This is a genomic window from Methylomonas sp. BW4-1 (genome assembly GCF_052474385.1).
The window spans coordinates 180,974-200,196 of the sequence record NZ_CP184125.1 but is presented as its reverse complement, the minus strand read 5'-3'; the positions used below and the strand labels follow the sequence as shown (position 1 = coordinate 200,196).

At 51.1% G+C, this 19,223-nt stretch carries 20 protein-coding genes and 1 pseudogene; 20 read left to right on the top strand and 1 reads right to left on the bottom strand.

Features of this window, described 5'->3' with window-relative positions:
* Positions 1-13 precede the first annotated feature (13 nt).
* From traL to traN, 15 genes and pseudogenes are all read left to right on the top strand, one after another.
* On the top strand, positions 14-295 hold the full coding sequence (gene traL / locus ACH5Y9_RS00920; protein WP_064028648.1) for a type IV conjugative transfer system protein TraL: 282 nt from the start codon (positions 14-16) through the stop codon (positions 293-295).
* Positions 292-903 carry a TraE/TraK family type IV conjugative transfer system protein gene (locus tag ACH5Y9_RS00915; protein WP_445368155.1) on the top strand — a complete coding sequence of 204 codons (612 nt, stop codon included), beginning with the start codon at positions 292-294 and terminating at the stop codon, positions 901-903. The genes traL and ACH5Y9_RS00915 overlap by 4 nt, the downstream gene beginning before the upstream one ends.
* Positions 900-1,877, top strand: coding sequence for a TraK protein (locus ACH5Y9_RS00910; protein WP_445368154.1), 978 nt, complete (start codon positions 900-902; stop codon positions 1,875-1,877). The genes ACH5Y9_RS00915 and ACH5Y9_RS00910 overlap by 4 nt, the downstream gene beginning before the upstream one ends.
* Positions 1,877-3,256 carry a TraB/VirB10 family protein gene (locus ACH5Y9_RS00905; protein WP_445368153.1) on the top strand — a complete coding sequence of 460 codons (1,380 nt, stop codon included), beginning with the start codon at positions 1,877-1,879 and terminating at the stop codon, positions 3,254-3,256. Before ACH5Y9_RS00910 ends, ACH5Y9_RS00905 begins: the two co-directional genes overlap by 1 nt.
* 27 nt (positions 3,257-3,283) lie before the next feature.
* On the top strand, positions 3,284-4,108 hold the full coding sequence (locus ACH5Y9_RS00900) for a DsbC family protein (protein WP_445368152.1): 825 nt from the start codon (positions 3,284-3,286) through the stop codon (positions 4,106-4,108).
* 5 nt (positions 4,109-4,113) lie between these two features.
* On the top strand, positions 4,114-4,620 hold the full coding sequence (locus ACH5Y9_RS00895; RefSeq protein WP_445369863.1) for a TraV family lipoprotein: 507 nt from the start codon (positions 4,114-4,116) through the stop codon (positions 4,618-4,620).
* A 133-nt stretch (positions 4,621-4,753) separates the two neighbouring features.
* The gene (gene traA, locus ACH5Y9_RS00890) at positions 4,754-5,053 is read left to right on the top strand and encodes a TraA family conjugative transfer protein (protein WP_064028658.1); all 300 of its coding nucleotides are present in this window, start codon (positions 4,754-4,756) and stop codon (positions 5,051-5,053) included.
* Positions 5,054-5,064: 11 nt separating this feature from the next.
* The gene (locus tag ACH5Y9_RS00885) at positions 5,065-5,322 is read left to right on the top strand and encodes an RRXRR domain-containing protein (protein ID WP_445368151.1); all 258 of its coding nucleotides are present in this window, start codon (positions 5,065-5,067) and stop codon (positions 5,320-5,322) included.
* Positions 5,271-5,840 (top strand): annotated as a pseudogene (locus ACH5Y9_RS00880) (TraC family protein); the annotation flags it as partial. The gene ACH5Y9_RS00885 and the pseudogene ACH5Y9_RS00880, both read left to right, overlap by 52 nt.
* Before the next feature lie 37 nt (positions 5,841-5,877).
* Positions 5,878-7,734: a type IV secretion system protein TraC gene (traC, locus tag ACH5Y9_RS00875; protein ID WP_445368150.1), complete on the top strand. Its 1,857-nt coding sequence runs from the start codon at positions 5,878-5,880 to the stop codon at positions 7,732-7,734.
* Entirely contained in the window at positions 7,724-8,041 is a 318-nt protein-coding gene (locus tag ACH5Y9_RS00870) for a hypothetical protein (protein WP_445368149.1), read from the top strand. Before traC ends, ACH5Y9_RS00870 begins: the two co-directional genes overlap by 11 nt.
* 4 nt (positions 8,042-8,045) lie before the next feature.
* The gene (gene lepB, locus ACH5Y9_RS00865; protein WP_445368148.1) at positions 8,046-8,564 is read left to right on the top strand and encodes a signal peptidase I; all 519 of its coding nucleotides are present in this window, start codon (positions 8,046-8,048) and stop codon (positions 8,562-8,564) included.
* A complete protein-coding gene (locus ACH5Y9_RS00860) occupies positions 8,551-9,759 on the top strand; it encodes a TrbC family F-type conjugative pilus assembly protein (protein ID WP_445368147.1) in 1,209 nt (402 codons plus the stop codon). Before lepB ends, ACH5Y9_RS00860 begins: the two co-directional genes overlap by 14 nt.
* On the top strand, positions 9,756-10,787 hold the full coding sequence (locus tag ACH5Y9_RS00855) for a TraU family protein (protein ID WP_445368146.1): 1,032 nt from the start codon (positions 9,756-9,758) through the stop codon (positions 10,785-10,787). The genes ACH5Y9_RS00860 and ACH5Y9_RS00855 overlap by 4 nt, the downstream gene beginning before the upstream one ends.
* Before the next feature lie 38 nt (positions 10,788-10,825).
* Positions 10,826-13,570, top strand: a complete 2,745-nt coding sequence (gene traN, locus ACH5Y9_RS00850; protein WP_445368145.1) for a conjugal transfer mating pair stabilization protein TraN — start codon at positions 10,826-10,828, stop codon at positions 13,568-13,570.
* Positions 13,571-13,582: 12 nt separating this feature from the next.
* Here traN and ACH5Y9_RS00845 read toward each other — a convergent pair whose 3' ends face one another.
* Entirely contained in the window at positions 13,583-13,855 is a 273-nt protein-coding gene (locus ACH5Y9_RS00845; RefSeq protein WP_445368144.1) for an HU family DNA-binding protein, read from the bottom strand.
* A gap of 630 nt (positions 13,856-14,485) precedes the next feature.
* Here ACH5Y9_RS00845 and ACH5Y9_RS00840 point away from each other — a divergent pair.
* Genes ACH5Y9_RS00840 through ACH5Y9_RS00820 form a run of 5 tightly spaced genes read left to right on the top strand, consistent with a single transcriptional unit; the run spans position 14,486 to position 19,221 of the window.
* A complete protein-coding gene (locus tag ACH5Y9_RS00840) occupies positions 14,486-15,415 on the top strand; it encodes a hypothetical protein (RefSeq protein WP_445368143.1) in 930 nt (309 codons plus the stop codon).
* A complete protein-coding gene (gene dbpB, locus ACH5Y9_RS00835; protein WP_445368142.1) occupies positions 15,412-16,536 on the top strand; it encodes a DGQHR domain-containing protein DpdB in 1,125 nt (374 codons plus the stop codon). The genes ACH5Y9_RS00840 and dbpB (ACH5Y9_RS00835) overlap by 4 nt, the downstream gene beginning before the upstream one ends.
* The gene (dpdA, locus tag ACH5Y9_RS00830; protein ID WP_445368141.1) at positions 16,533-17,810 is read left to right on the top strand and encodes a tRNA-guanine transglycosylase DpdA; all 1,278 of its coding nucleotides are present in this window, start codon (positions 16,533-16,535) and stop codon (positions 17,808-17,810) included. Before dbpB (ACH5Y9_RS00835) ends, dpdA begins: the two co-directional genes overlap by 4 nt.
* Entirely contained in the window at positions 17,803-18,882 is a 1,080-nt protein-coding gene (gene dbpB / locus ACH5Y9_RS00825) for a DGQHR domain-containing protein DpdB (RefSeq protein WP_445368140.1), read from the top strand. Before dpdA ends, dbpB (ACH5Y9_RS00825) begins: the two co-directional genes overlap by 8 nt.
* A gap of 36 nt (positions 18,883-18,918) precedes the next feature.
* Positions 18,919-19,221, top strand: coding sequence for an H-NS histone family protein (locus ACH5Y9_RS00820; RefSeq protein WP_445368139.1), 303 nt, complete (start codon positions 18,919-18,921; stop codon positions 19,219-19,221).
* Positions 19,222-19,223 lie beyond the last annotated feature (2 nt).

Below are 19,223 nucleotides of genomic sequence, written 5' to 3'. Positions count from 1 at the left end.
ACCGGAGGTCATTATGGAACCCGTTGCCATTCCCCAATCGATAGACGATCCGATCCACATTTTATTGTGGAGTGCGGACGAGATCGTGCCCTTCATGGTCAGCATGCTCACTGGCATGTTGATTGATCAGTTCATCCCCGGCTTGGCGCTGGGCTTCATCGCGGTCAAGTTTTACCGGCGTTTCCGCGACAACCGGCCTGACGGCTATACCTTGCATGCGTTGTATTGGCTGGGTTTGTTGCCCAGTCGTGCGCAGACCATCCCCAATCCCTACATCCGCCGGTTCCTGCCATGAGATGGTCGGAGTTTCTGCAAACCTGGGACGGGCACGAGACCGAGAATCGATTTAGCCGCGTCATCATCATTGGCTTGCTGGTGATTTGCGTGATCACTTCGCTGGCCGCTTGGCGCACCGAACGCAGCATCATCCTGGTACCGCCGAGCTTGACGCAGGAGGTCGAAGTCACCCGCAGCCAAGCGTCCAGCGAGTTCAAAGAGTCCTGGGGCTTGTTCCTGGCTGAATTGCTTGGCAACACCACTCCAGCCAATGCCGACTTTCTGAAAACCGCCGTCGAGCCATTATTGGCGCCGGATATTTACCGCAGTGTCCTGGATGCCATGAGCGATCAAATCAAGGCTATCAAAATGGATCGGGTCGCGATCAGTTTCACCCCGCGTCATGTCGATTACGAAGCAGAGACTAACAAGGTTTTTGTCAGCGGCGAACTGAAAAGCCAGGGCCCCAGTTCCAAACCGGACGTTAAGCTCCGTACCTACGAATTCATCATCGCCGTTAAAAACTATCGGCCCCGGCTGGAATATATCGACGTGTATCCGGATTCCCCCAGAACACTGGCCCGTTTGAAGGCTACTCAAGGCCAACCGCATGAGGCTCAACCATGAAACGATTGTTGCACCCCTGGTTATTTCTTTGCTTCGCCAATGGCGCATTGGCCAACGATGAGTTACCGGTGACCATATTACCGCCGGTCACCACCGTGGCTGAAGAGTCATCCTCATCGCCATCACAGCCGGTTGCCTCGTCGCAGCCAGACTTAGGCATCGAGTTACCACCGGTCGATGCCAGCATATTGAAAGCCGCCAAACAACAAGCGGTGGCGTCAAACGCAGCATCAGCCACTTCAATCGGCCCTCAGCACATTGCGGTTAAACCCGGCATCAACGAACTGATGCCGATTGCCGTCGGCCATTTGAATCGTCTGGTCACGCCATTCGAACATCCGGTGGTCACGACCACCAGCCAGGCGACTACCAGTACCAAAGGCAAAATCGTTTATGTCGCCACCGCTGACGAAACGCCGGTCACCTTATACATCACGCCTGGTGACAATCAAGACATTGCCTTGTCGCTCACATTGATCCCCAAACGGATTCCGGCGAGGGAAATCCATCTCGATTTAGATAAGGACAGTTACCAGTTACTGAACCAATGGCAACGCTCGGATGCCGGTAATCGAAATTCTGGTCAACAGGAACAAGCCTACATCAACCAGCTAAAAACCTTGTTCCGGGATTTGGGTTTGCAAAAGACCCCAGCCGGTTATTCACTCCGCGAACCGAAGCCGCAGGAACAGATTCGCTGCCTGCAAGAGCGCGTGCAGATTAAAACCGGCCAAGTTCTGGAAGGCCAGGATCGACTGATTCTGGTGGGGCTTGCCAAAAATACCGGCAGCGACATGCTCGAGTTCGACGAACGCAGTTGCGCTACCACCCAACAGGACGTGCTGGCCATTTCAGTTTGGCCCAACGTGGTGTTGAAGCCGCAGGAAGCCACCGAGCTGTATGTCGTGGTACGACAAGCGCCTGAGGCGTCGGTCAGTTTGCGTCCCTCATTATTGAACGGAGGGCAACGGTAATGGCCAGCGTCGAGTCCTGGTGGACACGCTTGAGTCCGGCTGCCAAACGTAATTTAGCTGTCGGCAGCATCGGTACCGTGGCATTGGCCGTCATCATCGCGCTAGCCACTGTCACCCCGGACGTCAGTAAACCGTTGAGTAAACAGGCGACCATCCAACACATCCTGACCGATAGCGATCCACGTTCACTGGGCATCGACGGCATTTCCGCGCAATTACGCGATCTGCTGCAGAAAAATGACGAGCAAGCCCGCCGGCTGGCAGCGATCGAAGAACAACAAAAGCGAGAACAGCTATCCGACGAAATCCGTTTCAAACAATGGACTACCGCGGAGCGCGAAGCCTATGAAGCCAAACTTCAAGCCGTCACCGGTGAAGTCGAGTCTCTGAAGAACAAAGCGTCCACACCGTCAACGACCGGCACCCCAGGCGACATCAACCAACCACCATTGGATCAGCCGGCAACCGGAAGACCATTAAACCGTCGCCTGAGCAACGCGCCGTTCGATAACAGCCAAGACGATCTCAACCGCGTCTTCGAGCAAGCCGCCGTTCCCGGACCAACACCCGGCAATACCGGCGTCTCGGGAGGACGAGCCAATAGCCAAGCGCCGGCGGCAATGCAGATTCGCGTCATCCAGGAAGGCGCTGACCAAGCCAATGGTAAAGACAAAGACGCAGCGTCGAACAATGATCACGGCCATTCTCAGCCTGGCCACGCCAACAGTGATGTCTTCATCCCGGCCGGCAGCATTTTAACCGGCGTATTGCTGAATGGTCTCGATGCCCCGACTGGCCGCAAAGCCAAGAAAGAACCCATGCCGGTGCTGTTTCGCATCAAGAAGGAAGCCATTTTGCCCAACCGTTTCCACGCCGATGTCCGCGAGTGCTTTTTGTTGGCAGCCGGCTTTGGCGATTTGAGCGCTGAGCGCGCCTATTTTCGCGGCGAGACCTTTTCCTGCGTGCGCCAGGACGGTGGCGTGATCGAAGTGCCGATGAATGCCTACGCCACCGGCGAAGACGGCAAAAACGGGGTGCGTGGTCGCGTGGTCTCCAAACAAGGTGCGTTACTCGCCCAATCCATGATGGCAGGTTTCCTGCGCGGCTTTTCCGATGCCTTCGGTCGTAACCAGATTCCGGTGCTGATGACCGGCGGCATCGGTGCACTATCCGGTACCACACCGTTTCAAAGCGCCTTTTCCTCTCAGTCGATGGAAGGCGGTGCTTTGCGAGGCGCAGGTTTTGCCATGGAACGGCTGTCGCATTTTTACATGGACATGGCCGAAGAGATTTACCCGGTCATCGAAGTCGATGCCACCCGCCAGGTCAACTTCATCGTGCAAAAAGGCACGGCATTAAAGCTGAAGTCACCGAGCTGATTCATTAACTAAAACCCAAAGGTCGTTATGACGCTACGCCACATTTTTTTATTTCTAGTCTCACTATTCGGTACATCGATTGCCATGGCCGCCAATCCGCAAAAGCCTGCGGTCTCGGATATTGCCGCCGGTTTGCTCTCGATCAAAATCGACGGCATGCAGGACTTACCGATCTCAGGCCTGAAGATGGTTAAGTCCGGCGAGCAGACGGTGTTTATGTCCAGTAACGGTCGCTTTGCCTTTTACGGCGGCAAATTGATGGACATCTGGACTCAGCAGGAGATCAAGGAACTGACGGACATCGACAAAATCGCCAACCGCATCGATCTGTCGCGGATGAAACTCAGGGCTGACGATCTGGGTGCGGTGACTGTCGGCCACGGAAAAGGCCAGGTGCTGGTATTCATCGATCCGCGTTGCCCATATTGCGGCAAGGTCATGAAAGACCTGCAAGCCTTGCAAGACCAATACACCTTCAAACTGGTGATGGTGCCCATCCTCGGCCCCGAATCGCAAAACATCGTCGTGCAACTGGCGTGTCAGTTGGAATCCAGCGATACCAAAGCCAAAGACGGCGTTCGCGACCGCTTGTTGAAACAGGATTACGCCGGTTTGCCAACCGAACCGCCCACTCAATGCAACAAAGAGCCGCTGCAAAAAGCCGTGGTCACCGCCAAGTTGTTCGATTTAAAGGGCGTGCCGTTTCTGATCGCTCCGGACGGCCGCACCCACAGTGGGGCACCCGAGGTGTTAGCCGATTGGTTGGCCGACAAACCGAAACCATCGCCTAGTCTGGCAACGACACCCGCTAAAAAAGCCCAAAACGCCAACGCACCGGAGAAACAGCCTTGAAACCCATGCACCCAAATTCCATGATTTTCATCAGTCTGTTGCTGATGGTGTTAACCACCGGTTGTGCCACCACCGAATACGGCTGCAAAGGCATGCCGGACGAACCCAGCTGTCTTTCGACGACACAGGCTTACCAAGTCACTAATACGGCGATAACGGAAGCACCTCCGGAAAATAACCCCAATTCGGAGACAACCTCATCAACGGCACTCGTACCGCCGTTACAGCAACCCGTACCCAAGATCGAAGATCCCACGCCGATTCGTACCCCATCGCAGGTCATGCGCATTTGGATCGCGCCTTGGGAAGATGCAGACGGCGATTTGATGGTGTCCAACTATGTCTACACCGAACTGGAACCCCGGCGTTGGATGATCGGCAAGGCGGCACCCACCGCCAGTGCGTCGTTGATTCCCTTGCAAGTCGAGCAACGTCCACCGGAGAAACGCTCCAGCATCGATACGGCGGAAGACGAGAGTCCAGTGAATCGAATCGGCAAGCCATTGCCTTGATGGGTCACACCCCATTTAACCGCAGGTCCCACACCCCCTGCGAGACTGAGCGGGCAACCGCTTCAAACCTGCCGGACTAACCCTCCGAGATTCGACGGGCAACCGTCTTTTAACCTGAATGAGGATATTTTTGATGAAAACTTCGTATCGAAGCGGGGTCTTGATGGCCCTGGCATCGTTATTTTTTATGCTGATGGCCAATGACGCCATGGCCGGTACCGGCGGTACCGAGTTCAACACCGTCTGGACCTTGCTCACTGGCTGGGTGGAAGGCTTGCTCGGCCGCATTATCGCTATCGTGTTCGTCATCGTCGGTCTGGTCGCCGGTGTCGTGCGCGGCAGCATCATGGGCTTTGTGCTGGGGATTGCCAGTGGTGTCGGCCTGTTTGCGGCACCGACCATTATCACCAACATCGTGACTGCCACAATTTAGGCCTTACCACGATGACCGGTTCAATTATTGATACCGAGACTGCGGCGGGCAACCGCCGCCTTGCTTCATTGGCACACGATAAGCGGACCGTCAGGGTCCAAGACGTCAACGGCCAGCCAATCAACCCTTGCCATCCGGCCAGAGCCCGGCAGTTGAAACGCAACCACCGCGTATCGCTGGTGTGCCGGCATCCTTTTACGATTCGTCTCGATCCGGAATGTCCGGTCGAAGTGCTGCTGCTGTTTTCCGAAGAGGATTTCAAGTTATGACCACCGCACAACGCCCTCGTGCCGATCAGTTATTCACGGTACTGGCTTATGAGTACGACCATCATCTGTTTTTGATGGCCGATAACAGCCTTGGCTTTGGCTTTTTGTGCCGACCGATGACCGGCGCGGATGCCAGCGTTTCCGCTCGGGTGAATGTGTTGTTGAATCAGGACTGGCCGCCCGACACGCTATTACAAGTATCACTGTGGACATCACCGGACATTGAGGAATCGCTGGCGATCATGCAGACCCGACGTTTGAAGCAGCAAAAACCAACTTATAAAACCATGACCCAGGCCAGCGTGGAATTCCTACGGCGAGGTACGACCAAACCGCCTGAAGCGATTTCGGGAGCACGCCTGCGGCGCAGCCATATTCTGGTTACGGTCAAACTGCCTATGGCGTATCCCAGGCCCAGTGAACAAGACATCCGTCGTGCCAGCGAGTTGCAAATGGCTACGCAGCAATCATTGTCGACCATCGGCTTGTATCCGGAACTATTAGGCGCTGATCAGTATGTACGTATTCTGAACACGATTCTCAACTGGCAGCCCGATGCCGAGCTGGAAAGACCGGGTGGTACCCGAGTGCGATCCGACCCAACTGATCCGCGACCAATTGCTGGATTACGACAACGCCTTACAGACCGACGAAAAAGGGATTTGGCTTGGCTCAAAACGCGTCAAGACGCTGTCCGCAAAACGCACACCCGATCATTTTTACTTTGGCAGCGCCAAAAGTTATCTGGGCGACATTCTGTCCGGTACTCGCGGGATTCGGCAGAATGCTTTGCTCAGTCTGACCCTGCATTACCCGGATGCCGAATCGACCCGATCAAAACAAGAAGGGGTACGGCAATTCATCACCAACCAGGTCAACACCCCCATTGCCCGGTTTTTGCCGGTGCTGGTACAACGCAAGCACCATTTCGACGTGTTGTTCGATGCCTACCGTGACGGCGACCGGCCGATTCGGGCATATTTCGGGGTGCTGCTGTTTTGCGACGAAGCCGAAGAAGCCGCAGCGGTATCCAATGCCAGAGTGTATTTCCGAGAGCTGGGTTTTCAGCTGTTGGAAGACAAGTATTTCTGCCTGCCGTTTTTCCTGAACTGTTTGCCCTTTGGTCCCGAGCGTTCGGCGATTGCCGACCTGAAACGTTATCGCACCCTGGCCACGCGGCATGCCATTCCGTTATTGCCGCTGTTTGGCGATTGGGCAGGCACAGGTACGCCGACCTTGAATTTCGTCTCGCGTAATGGCGAACACATGGCCGTATCGTTGTTTGATACCACCGGTAACTATAACCTCTGTATCGCCGCCGAATCGGGTAAAGGCAAATCCTTCCTGACCAACGAGATTATCGTCAGCTACCTGACCGAAGGCGCGCAAATCTGGGCCATTGATGTCGGTCGCTCCTATGAAAACCTCTGCGAGGTGCTGGAAGGCGATTTCGTCAAATTCACCCACGGCTCGAACATCTGCATGAACCCATTCGAGATCGTGCAGAACTTCGAGGAAGAAGCCGACATGTTAGCCGGATTGGTCAGCCAAATGGCAGCGCCGACCGAGAAACTGACCGATTTCCAAACCGCCGGTCTCAAGCGGATATTGAAGCAACTGTGGACTGAAAAAGCTCAATCGATGTCGGTCGATGACATTGCCAAGCAGCTCTGCGCCGAAACCGATCAGCGACTAAAAGATGTCGGCGAGCAATTGTTTCCCTTTACCACCCAAGGCGAATACGGCCGTTACTTCAACGGTAAGAATAACGCCAAGTTCACCAGCGACTTTACCGTGCTGGAACTGGAAGAACTCAAGGGACGCAAGCATCTACAGCAGGTGGTGTTGCTGCAACTGATCTACCAAATCCAGCAGGAAATGTATCTGGGCGAACGTAATCGACCGAAGATCGTCATCATCGACGAAGCTTGGGATTTGCTCACCGAAGGCGATGTGGCCAAGTTTATGGAGCACGGCTATCGGCGGTTTCGCAAATACGGCGGCGCGGCGGTAACCATCACCCAGTCGGTGAACGACTTATACCGCAATGCCGCTGGGCGAGCGATTGTCGAGAACTCGGCCAATATGTATTTGCTCGGCCAGAAAGCCGAAGTCATTGAAGGCATGAAGCAGGATCGTCGCTTGCCACTCTCCGATGGCGGCTACGAGTTACTAAAAACCGTGCATACCTTGCCTGGCGCGTATTCGGAAATCTTCTTCATCACCGAGATGGGATCCGGTATAGGTAGGCTGATCGTCGACCCGTTCAAACGCATTCTGTTTTCCACCAAACCCGAAGACGTCAACGCCTTGAAGCAGTTGCGCCGGCAAGGCTTGAGTTTGGGTGATGCCATTCAACAACTCATCGACAACCGCAGCAGCAAACCCAGGGAAAATCGTTATGGATCCTAAATCGCAATGGCTCAGCACCGTTTTAATTTCAGCCTGTCTGGGCGGCATCGGCGGTTGGCTGGCTACGCAACAGCAATTACAACAACCCTTGGCGCGCCTTAATCTGGTCACACCTGTGTTCGTGCTTGATCGCGTCAAGCTGATTCAAAGCATTCCACCCAATGCGAGCCAGGAACACATGGCCAAGATCGTCGATGACTGGCAGGCTCAGGCCAAAAAGCTCAGTGATGCGGGCTATCTGGTCATCGATTCGACCGCGGTGGTGGCCGCGCCGGAGGATGTCTATGTTAGACAGGCCGGACGCTAAACGTATGAACAAACCACGGGGCCATTCGCGACCGCGTTTAGGCCAGTTTCTGCTCAAGGCAATACCGATTTTGTTGCTGGTGTTGGCCGCTGAACGCTATATCGGCCAACGTTTTCTGATCGGTGGCGACGACCAGGTCGATCGTTGTCTGCCGGATAAATGGGTGTATCTGATCGATACCCACAACAAAGACATCTGGCGCGGCGATTTGATTGCCTTTCGCGCCGAGCGCATGGAGCCCTTTTTCAAAAATGGGCAGATCATCGTCAAAATCGCCGCTGGTGTTACGGGCGACACCATTCACGTCGATCCGCAGCACACCACTATAAACGGTGAACCAGTTATCGACGGGCTGCCTTTGACGGAGAAACTCAAGAAGCCGGCTGCCCAGTTCAAACGCCATGAAACCATTCCACCGGCTGCCTATTGGGTCACGGGGCAAACCGACAAAAGCTTCGATTCAAGATACTGGGGCTATGTTTACGACCATCAAGTGATTGGACGGGCGTATGCGTTGTTTTGATCGGTCTCAAGGTCCTTGGCGTCAATCGGTGGTCTGTTTGTTCTGTTGGGTCAGTGTGCAAGCGGTTCAGGCAGAGGAAGCCTGGCTGCAACGTTCTCAAGCCATTTTGCAGGCATTGGAAGGTCAGGCTAGACCCGACTGGTTGAATGGCCAAGCTGAACAGTTAGACGTGAGACGCCAAGTGCAACAAGTGTTAGAAGCCTCACAGGCGATCCAAACAGGGGCGCTATCAACTGGGTCGACAACATTGGCAAGAGGCTTATTGACAACCCCTTCGAACAAACCACTCACGCTGTTGTTTGTGTCTTTCTCGCTGGGTGAGTCCGCACTGAAAGGCATCTTTGAAGAAGCCTCAGGCCGAGACAATGTGGTACTGGTATTTCGCGGCCCGAAGCCTAGACAAAAGCTACCGGCGTTGATGGCCGACCTCAAACGCTTGCTGAAAGGCATCGAGCCGCTGCCGAACATTGTCATCGATCCCACCCGTTTTCAGCGCTGGTCAGTGTTATCAGTACCGGACATCGTCGTAGAACAAGAAGGCAAATCTCGGCTACACGTTCGAGGTGTCACTAGTCTGTCCTGGCTGGACGAGCAACTCAAAGCCGGCAAACAGGGTGATTTGGGAACTATGGGCGATGTCGCCGAGATTGCCGAAATCGACTTGCTGGACGACCTCAAACGCCGGATGGCGGCCATCGACTGGAAACAAAAGCAGCAACAGGCCATTGCTCGGTTTTGGGCACAGCAGAAATTTGAAGACTTACCTACTGCTCAGGAGGATCACGATCGGACCGTGGATCTGACCATCACCGCTCCGCGCGATTTGGCAGCGCCCAACGGTCAATTGATCATCCGAGCCGGACAAACCGTCAATCCGTTGGACAAGATGCCGTTTGGCTTATGCCTGAAGGTGTTCGATGCCACGGTGCCGGCTCAAGTCGAACTGATTCGACATCAGTCCTGCCAAGACAAACAGGCCCGCGTGATGCATCTGTCAACGCAATTGCCGCGTCAAGACGGGTGGGACAGCTTAAAGCATTTGGAAACCGCGCTACAGGCACCGGTGTATTTACTGACGCCGGATGTGCGCAGTCGTTTTCAATTACAGCATGTGCCGTCTGTTGTCGAACAATCCGGTAAGCGTCTGCTGGTTCATGAACGAAAACTGCCTGCCTCAACAGGAGAACGGTCATGAAACAATGCGTTTTACTTTGGGTCTTGGGCATTTTGATAACGCTGGCAACCCCGCTCTATGCCGAAACCACCACCAATAGCGTCGACCCCTTGTGCTCAGACGCCGAACTGTGGTCCGGCAAGCTGATTACCGATATTTGTTGGAGCTGCTTGTTTCCGATTCGAGCGGCCGGAGCATCGCTGGGTGGCGGCAATGTGCCCAGTATCGCCACCGATGAGAAGTTTTGCTTTTGTACCGACAGCATGAACATTCCGGAACTCGGCATGACCATGGGCTTATGGAATCCTGCTCGGCTGATCGAGATCGTCCGAAATCCTTGGTGCTCGCCGGCGCTGGGTGGGCATAAGTTCAGTGCTTCAAATGTGCGTCTGATTGCCACCACCGGCAAGGCCGACTTCGACGCCAGCGAGATGTCTTTTTTCAATTACCACTATTTCGCCTTTCCGCTAACCATCCTTATGGACCTGTTCTGGGATGGCCGTTGCAACAGTGATGGCTATCGGGATTTTGATTTGCTGTATGTCTCGGAACTCGATCCGACCTGGAATAACGATTTGTTGGCGTTTTTTACCAGTCCGGAGACGGCGTTGTTTGCCAATCCGGTCGCCATTTCCGCATGTGTCGCCGATGCCGCGGCGGCGGCCACCGGCAATCCTTCGGATGCCTTGTTCTGGTGTGCCGGCGCCTGGGGGCATATGTATCCTTTATCCGGCATTTCGCCAACCAGTTACGGGACCGATCCCAGAATTACGAGTTTATTAGCCACGCGGGCAACGGCCTCCTTGCATCGACGCGGGCTGGCCTGGAAAACCTCGGGTAACGATGCCTTATGCGGTGGTTACATCTATCCCTTCATCCCCAAATCGCAATACCGGTTGTCGATGTTCTATCCGGTCGCCGAAACCGAGTCCAATCACGCCATTGGTGAGACTACTTTCAAATGGGGTGCGGGTCGCACCTATCCGGGGCCGGGTGAAGATCATCTCTACCTGCTGTGGCGTTGGCAGGACTGCTGTGTGGGACTGTGATGGGCTTCAGGGAGATATTCGATCCGCAAATTGGGTTTGTGCAGACGCTATCTGCAATTTTGTGCGTAACCCTAGCCTGGACACCGTTTGGTATTTCTTGGGCGGATGCGATTCAGGAAGCTGGGCGCGATGGCCAACAATTGGGACAGCAAGTCCTCGGCGGCTTTTCGTTTCCGCTCGATACCGGCAACGGTACGCTGACCTTGAATCCGGGAACGGCTCAAGAAAGCGCCATTTCAATCGGTACGCTGTTTCCGGATACCAATAGCACATCAACCACGACTAGCGATTTTGCCAATCTTTATGGCAACAACCCCGGCACGATAGCGGCGGGTTTGGATGCACAGACCGCCCTGAACGGCGAAACCAGCTTTACCGGCGAAGCCTATCGCACTTTGATCGACAACGCTCACCAGTCGCACCCGGACTTACAATCCGATCCAATCTGGCAAAACGGCGACCAGGTGTTCAGCGACTTCACACCGTGGGCACAGTCCTTTTCCGACTGCACAACCATCACGACCCAAACCGAAACCCAGCAGTCGGTGCGCGTGCCGGATTATCAGCTCTGTCTGCGGCAACCGACGGTACCGCAAAGTTGCACCGCTAACCACCAAGTCAATGTACAGCCCTTGATCCGTTTTGTCAGTGGGGATGGCGGATTTTCCAGTTGTGGGCCGGGCTGTATGGATTTGTATGTCGGCCGAGTCGGTGATGATTATTGGGAATCAGATTGCGGCTTGTTTACCTGGCAAGTCAAATACGAGGTATTGCACCCGGAAGCCATCACCAGTGCCACGCTGGAATACGTCAAATACGATGACCATACTCGGGTGTATTACGACAACCAGTTAATCTATACCGGGGCCAGCGGATGGTACGGGGATTGCGAGCTTTACACCAGTTGGAACGAATATCCCAACACTAATGTGCTGTATGCCTTTAATAGCAGCGGCATCAAGGTGTTCAAAGAAGAAACCCGTGTATCCGGACGGGGCGAAGGCTATTCAAGAATTCGGCTGCGCTATGACCTGTCGAAACTGATCACCCAGGACGAATGGAGCTGGAGCGGACCGAATTGCCAAAACTTGGCCAATGCGATTACCGATGGCATATGTCAGGCTGGCAGCCAATTGAGTTGCACGAACGATCCCGCCAATGCCTCTGGTTGTTACGTCGATCCCACCTCGCAAGTCATGGTCTGCGGCTCGGATTTGGCGCAAGCACCAGTAGCCAGTTCGACGGGGATCCGTAATACCTGTATGAGTATCCAAGCCGCCGGGAACTGCGATCTGAATCAGTACGGCCAATGCTGGACCGACACAGCTGGCACCCACTGTTTAGAACCGCCGGCGAACGGAATACCCAACAAGACCTGCGCGTCGTTGGAAACCCAAGGCTGTTCATTTATCAAAAGCCAATGTACCAGTGTGTTAGCCTCCGGCACCTGCTGGGATAGCGTCGATACTTACGACTGCGGGCAAACGGTAGGTATTCCCGCTATTCAAAGCAACACTCAACAACAATGCGCCGGACCAATACGCTGCATGGGCGAGGATTGCATCACGGTGAACCGGACTCAGAGCCAGGATTTCAGCAAGGCGGTCGCCTTACTCAATAGCGCCCAGCAAATGGCGATGGATTTGCAGTGTGACTATGCCAACGCCGATCTGCAGCAAATGGACCCGACCACCTGCCAGGTATTCCAAGGCAAACCGGCCAGTTGCAAAATGGTCGGCGGCGCGCTCAGTCTGGTCGATTGCTGTGAAACACCCTCGGGGGCGATGGGGCTGGGACGTTACATTGATTTGCTGATCGCCACCAGTCAGATGGACGGTGCCGTCATGGCCATGGACAGCACCTCCACCTTCCGTGGCGCCTGGGAAACCATGCGTACTCCGCTCACCTTGGCCGGCGATGCCTGGAACAGTTTTCAAGCGGATTTTGCTTCGGGCGTCAATAACTTGGTCGGTACAGACATGCTGAGCACCAGCGATATTGCCTCGCAAGGCTTGATCGACTCGTTGAAAGGCGAATTAATGAAGTCGGTGGCAGAATGGATTGGTCAGACCTTTGGTGAAGCGGCCGGTAATGCCTTGTTCAGCGCCGGTGGTCAGGCAGCTTTTGATGCTGCGGGCAATCTCACACCCGCCGCGCAATCCGGTGGTGTGCAATTAGGCGGCGGCGCGGCAGTTGCAGGGCAACTGCTCAGCACCTTGATGACGGCGTATACCGTGGTTATGATCATCATCATGATTATCCAGATCGTCTATTCCTGTGAGGAGCCGGAGTACGAACTGGCCGCCAAGAAACAACTGAAGGTCTGCACGGACCTTGGCACCTATTGCGAGAGCAAGGTGGCTGGTGTGTGTTGGGTGCGCAAGGAAAGCTACTGCTGCTACAACTCGCCGTTAGCACGCATCCTCAACGAACAAATCAAACCGCAGCTGGGCATGGATTTCGGCACACCGGAACGACCCAGTTGCACTGGCATCAAAGTCGCGGACCTGGATCGTGTTGATTGGACTCAGGTTAATCTGGACGAATGGTTGGCGATTCTGGCACAGACTGGACATTTGCCGAGCGCTGCCAATGCAGCATCCATGCTCAATCTCGATCAACTCACCGGTACGGGTAGCCGACTCAATCCGCAAAAATACGGCGCCGCATCCAGCGGCCGACAGGATACCTTAACCCGCACCCAAGGCCGGATGACAGATCTGGATGTCCCTACGGTCAAGCGGCAGTCGGAACTGGAAGGCTGGGGGATGGGACCGCAATGAGCGGCCTAAACCTTACTGAACCGCGTCTTTCAAACCTTTGCCGGCTTTGAAACCAGGCAATTTAGCGGCGGCAATGGTAATCGCTTCGCCGGTTTGCGGATTACGGCCGCTGCGTTCAGCACGCTCTTTCACTTCAAACGTACCAAAGCCCACCAAAGACACGGAATCGCCCGCTTTTAATGCAGAATGAATGGATTGGGTAATGCCATCTAATGCACGGCCGGCATCTGCTTTGGTCAGGTTGGCGTGGCTGGCGATGGCGTCGATGAGGTCTGATTTGTTCATTTTAATGGGCTATAGCGATGTAGTAGAGCCAAGGATTTTAGCACTGAATAAATCATAGACAATAACTCAAGGACCCGAGGTGACTTAAATGTTCTAAGCGGCTATCCCAAGGAATGGTGAGTCACAAAAAAAGAGCTATCGGTAGGAATAGGTATCTTTTAGTCAAGCCGGCGCTGCGCTAGCGAGCGGTTACGGAGTAGTCCCTAGAAGCTCGAGGGCCGGGCGGTTTTCCGAACAGGAAAACTGCAAGGCACCCCCAGCGGGCTTAGAATCATCTGAGAGCAAGAAGCACCGCCTTCGAGCGACTGGGACGGCCAGGGCCGCCGCAGGCATTCACCGTGGCGGTGCAGGTACGATTGATCACCACAGATGGTGCGCAATCTTTCCCGCCGGAAGCCTGCACTCGCCGATGTCTTATGGGCTCTAAAAAAGGAGCGGTTCTTCTATGTCGAGATCGCGAACCCATAAACTGAATATCTGTTCATGCTCCCTCATTTTTTACAGATCACTGCATCATCTGTACGCAATTAACTGTAAGTTTATTTGTTGACTTTATGGTGATTTTACATACAATTAATTACCTATATGTAAATTTTTTCATGCATAAAATACATCAATTAATCTTGAAAAATGTTTAAAGAAAAGACATTAATCATTACAAATTGTACAAATAGAAAACGAATGGATGCTCATCCCGAGTGTAGTATTCGTCAGCATAGGCCTGGTAATGCTGACGAACTTGCAGACAGATGGTTAACTCAATTATCAAAGGTTGATAAGAAAACTTCTGCGGAATGGCTTTACTGTGGACGAGTGTTCACCGAAGTAAAAAGTGCAGCAATCCTGTTGAATGCAAAGCTACTTGTGGCCTCAGCAGGACTTGGATTAATAGAGGCTTCAAATGAGGTCCCTACCTACAGTTCGACAATCTCTAAAGGGAATGCCGATTGTGTACTTGATAAATTAACTCAAGGAAACGCATCTGATTGGTGGGATGCATTGAATCGCAAGAGTCCATTTTCTGTGGCTTTCAATACCCGTCCATATGAACTGGTGTTGGTCGCAATGTCTTATCCATATTTCAAGTTGATCGAACGTCAACTCATAGCGCTTAATGAATCGGAAAAATCAAAGTTGAGGTTATTTTTGAGAGTGCATAGAAACGATGTTTCAAATTGCCTATTACCCTATTTGATGCCATACGATGAGCGATTCGACGGCCAAAAAGGACCAAATCGAGGAACGCTAAATGACTTTCCACAGCGTGCATTAAGACATTTTGTTGAGTCTATCCTTCCAATTTCGTCAATTAACTCATCTGAAATTCACGCTTCTTTAGTAGAAGAAGTTTTGAAACAGTTACAACCTCACAAAATTGTTGCTGGAGTCAGGTTCTCTGATGAAGAAATGACTTGCCTTATTCAAGAGCAATGGTCTGTAAATTTCGTGTCTCCAACAAAAATGCTCAGGTTTTTTAGGGATTCACTAGGCGTTGCTTGTGAACAAAAAAGATTTCAAAGGCTTTTTCATACAGTGGCTAAGTCAATGGAGACAATATGATGTCAAAAATCGAAGAAAACATTGTTGTTCGAGCGTTACATACCATTCAGGGCATTGATGTTGATGTTTATTCCTTTTTCCTTTTTGGTTCCGATATCACAAAGATTGCCGATATTTCCCGTGTCTCTAGGGAAGAGGGTGAAATGAGGGGGTTCCAACGGAAAGAAATCCGTAACCATGTCAACTCAATTGTTGAGTTTTTAAACAGTGGTCCAGTCTTATTTCCTAATGCCATCATATTAGCGCTTTCAAATGAAATTGAATTCAAACAATCTCGTGGCCCATCTCCTCTCAACTTCGTAGATGTTGCTCAAGCAGGAACATTGTCTATTCCCGTTAGACCTGAAGGTAAGCGAATAGCGTGGATTGTAGACGGGCAGCAACGATCATTAGCATTAGCTAGAGCAAAGAAAAATGAAATTGCAGTTCCTGTTGTAGGCTTTGTATGTCCGGACATTGAAACCCAGCGTGAGCAGTTCATATTAGTAAATAAAGCAAAACCACTCCCAACTCGATTGATCAACGAATTGCTTCCAGAAGTAAATGTTGTTCTGCCTAAAGACTTAACTGTACGTAAACTGCCTAGCGAATTATGCAATCTACTTAATAAGGATCCTCGCTCCCCATTTTATCGCCTGATCCGGAGAGAATCTGACTCTGAAAATGCCAATGCCATCGTTGTTGATACAGCGTTGATCGAAGCTTTTCGTCGAAACCTAAAGCCTCCTATGGGAGCTCTTAGTCAGTTTAAAATTTCTCAAGATGCTGATGCAGATGGAATGTATAGAGCCCTAGTCACGTACTGGTCTGCTGTGCGCCATGTTTTTCAAAACGCATGGGGCAAACCACCTACTGAAAGTCGATTAATGCATTCGGCTGGAATCAGAGCAATGGGCGCTTTAATGGATCAAATTATGTTGCGGGCCGATAGCTCTCCTAACCCAGAAGTTGAGGTCCGTGATTCATTAGAAAGACTAGTTCCTTATTGTGCCTGGACAGAAGGAACCTGGTCAAACCTTGGCTGGCGCTGGAACGAAGTTCAAAGTACCGGACAACACATTACAAAATTAAGTGAATTCCTTATTCGATTGGATAGGGACCTATCAAGGCGGGATCGATGAAGTTTATCTTTGCTGACAGCATGGATATGGTTGATCCAGATTATGACTTTTTGAACGATAGATCAAAACCAAGCCGGAAAGTATATTGGGATGATCGTTATCCCCATGAGATGTTTAGCACTGCGCCCTACGATGGCGTCCTGGTATCTAGAGCGACTGTAGAAGGCTTGTACACAGACTCTCAAGCCATGAGGTTCCGTAGAATTGGAGCTCGAGAGTTTCTTAGGCTTGATCATTCAAAGTTTAGTGCTTTAGATATTTTTGGTGATTGTGGTGCATTTTCATATGTGAAAGAAGACGTACCACCCTACACACCAGAAAATATGCTGGAGTTTTACCATGATGGTAAGTTTTCGCATGGATGTTCAGTTGACCACATTATTTTTGAATTTGACCCTACGGTAAAAGGCATGGAAGGCGGAAGTGAAGAAGCGCGGATGCGTTTTGACATCACTTTAGAAAATGCGGATGTGTTTTTGAATGCAAGTAGTGCTCTTGGAACAGGCTTTACTCCGCTAGGGGTAATACAAGGTTGGTCTCCAGATAGCATGGCTGAAGCTGCTCGACGACTGGTATCCATGGGTTACACATATCTAGCTGTAGGAGGGATGGTTCCATTAAAAGCTGCTCAAATTCGGATGTGTCTAGAATCAATTCGCGCAGCCATTCCAGGATCTACCAGGTTACATATCTTAGGCTTTGCTAAAGCTGATGAAATCTCATCATTTACTCCCTATAACATCACCAGTTTTGATACAACTTCACCATTAATTCGAGCATTTAAAGATAACAAGCAGAATTATTACACTCGCGTGGGTGAGGTTTCGCTTCGATATTTCACAGCAATTCGTGTTCCCCAGGCGATAGAAAACCAACGATTACTCAGATTAATTAAGCGGGGTGTTTTCCGTTCAGAAGATCTAGTCAAGATGGAGAAAAATGCACTGATTCATCTCAGAGCTTACGATGAAGGATATGCTGATTTAGAAGAGACTCTTGAAGCAGTAATGCTGTATAGCTCACCACTGATGCTCGAGAAGCCTTATGAAGAGGTTAAACACACCCAGAAAATTACTACCTTAAAAGCACAATATGTCGAAACACTCACTGAAAAACCTTGGAAAAAATGTCTGTGTGCAATTTGCCAAGAAAGCTCTATAGAGGTAATGATATTTCGCGCCAGCAATAGAAACAGGCGGCGCGGAATGCATAACCTCCAAGTATACAAGGGAGTGATCGATACCCTAAACCAACAAGGATCACTTAATGGATAAAATATCGTTCTTAGCAATTCGCGCACAACAAAGTCCTAACCATACAGTTGTTTCTTTTGCTGCAAGTGCGGAAGATCTTTTACGCTTTGCATCTATCGAAAGAATTGGCCGAGATTCAGAAGGTCATCTTAGTGGGTTTCAACGCCCACAAATTGCTTCACATATTAGAGAAATTCGCGATTATCTTGAAAAAGCTGAAGCAGTTCTACCCAACCCAATTGTAGTTGCTTTTACTGATGGCATTACGATCGAACCATTGGATGGAAACGTCTGCCGAATATCGATAGAAACTTCAGATATTCCACCAGGACTTGTTGTAGATGGTCAACAAAGATTGAGCGCACTAAGCCAAATTGAAAACAAGGATTTTCAGGTTTTCGTTTCGGCACTGATTTGTAAAGACGATGCAGAATTAAGACGACAATTTGTATTGATTAACAATACAAAACCACTTCCAAAATCACTTATTTACGAATTGTTGCCCACAGTAGATGGACTCCCTCACAGACTAGACGCGCGCACTTTTGCTGCCGATTTAACAGCACGCCTTAATTATGACCCTAACTCGTCACTGAAAGGATTAATTCGTCAGCAAACTAATCCAAATGGCTTTATTGCAGACACTTCAATTCAGCGAGTGGTCATGAACTCAGTTAATGATGGCATGATGCGCGAATTTATAAAAGAAAACGACGGTGCTGAGCGTTGTTTTGATCTGATTAGCGAATTTTATCGAGCAGTCCAAAAAGTATTTGCAAATGAATGGAATGGGCATACGCCAAAGACATCGCGATTAGTTCACGGTGCAGGGATTGTTTCACTAGGCTACGTTATGGAAATACTGGCATTGCTTGATGGAGCAAGAAATTGGGAAGATTTCGCAAAAGGTATGGGATGTTTATCTGGACGTACCGCATGGACGCACGGCGAGTGGAAATTGGCGGAAAATGATATTCGCCACTGGAAAGCAATTCAAAACATAAATAAAGATATCGTCTCTCTCACTCATTATATTACTTCTATTGTCAGATCGGATTTGCGCTCAAGACGTACCGACGAGGTTATGTCTTGAAACTGTTGGTATGGCACCGCCAAATAAGTTATGGCAATGGACTTTAACAATCTTTCAGTAACAGAAATTGATGATCTAATTTTTTCACTAAGGGAGCGTCAAAACGAGCTAAGACTTAATGGAATTCAACAGATTATGCAATTGGCTGAAAGCATCAATATACATGTTGAGATTTTTATGCCAGACGATAATAAAAGGCTTTCAAATAACGTCCGTCCTTCTATTAAGTATAGAGATCCCAGCAACCATAAAAACACTTGGACAGGAAAAGGACGCATCCCTAGATGGTTAAGTGCATATATAAATCAAGGTCAATCTATCGATAGATTTAAAACATAACT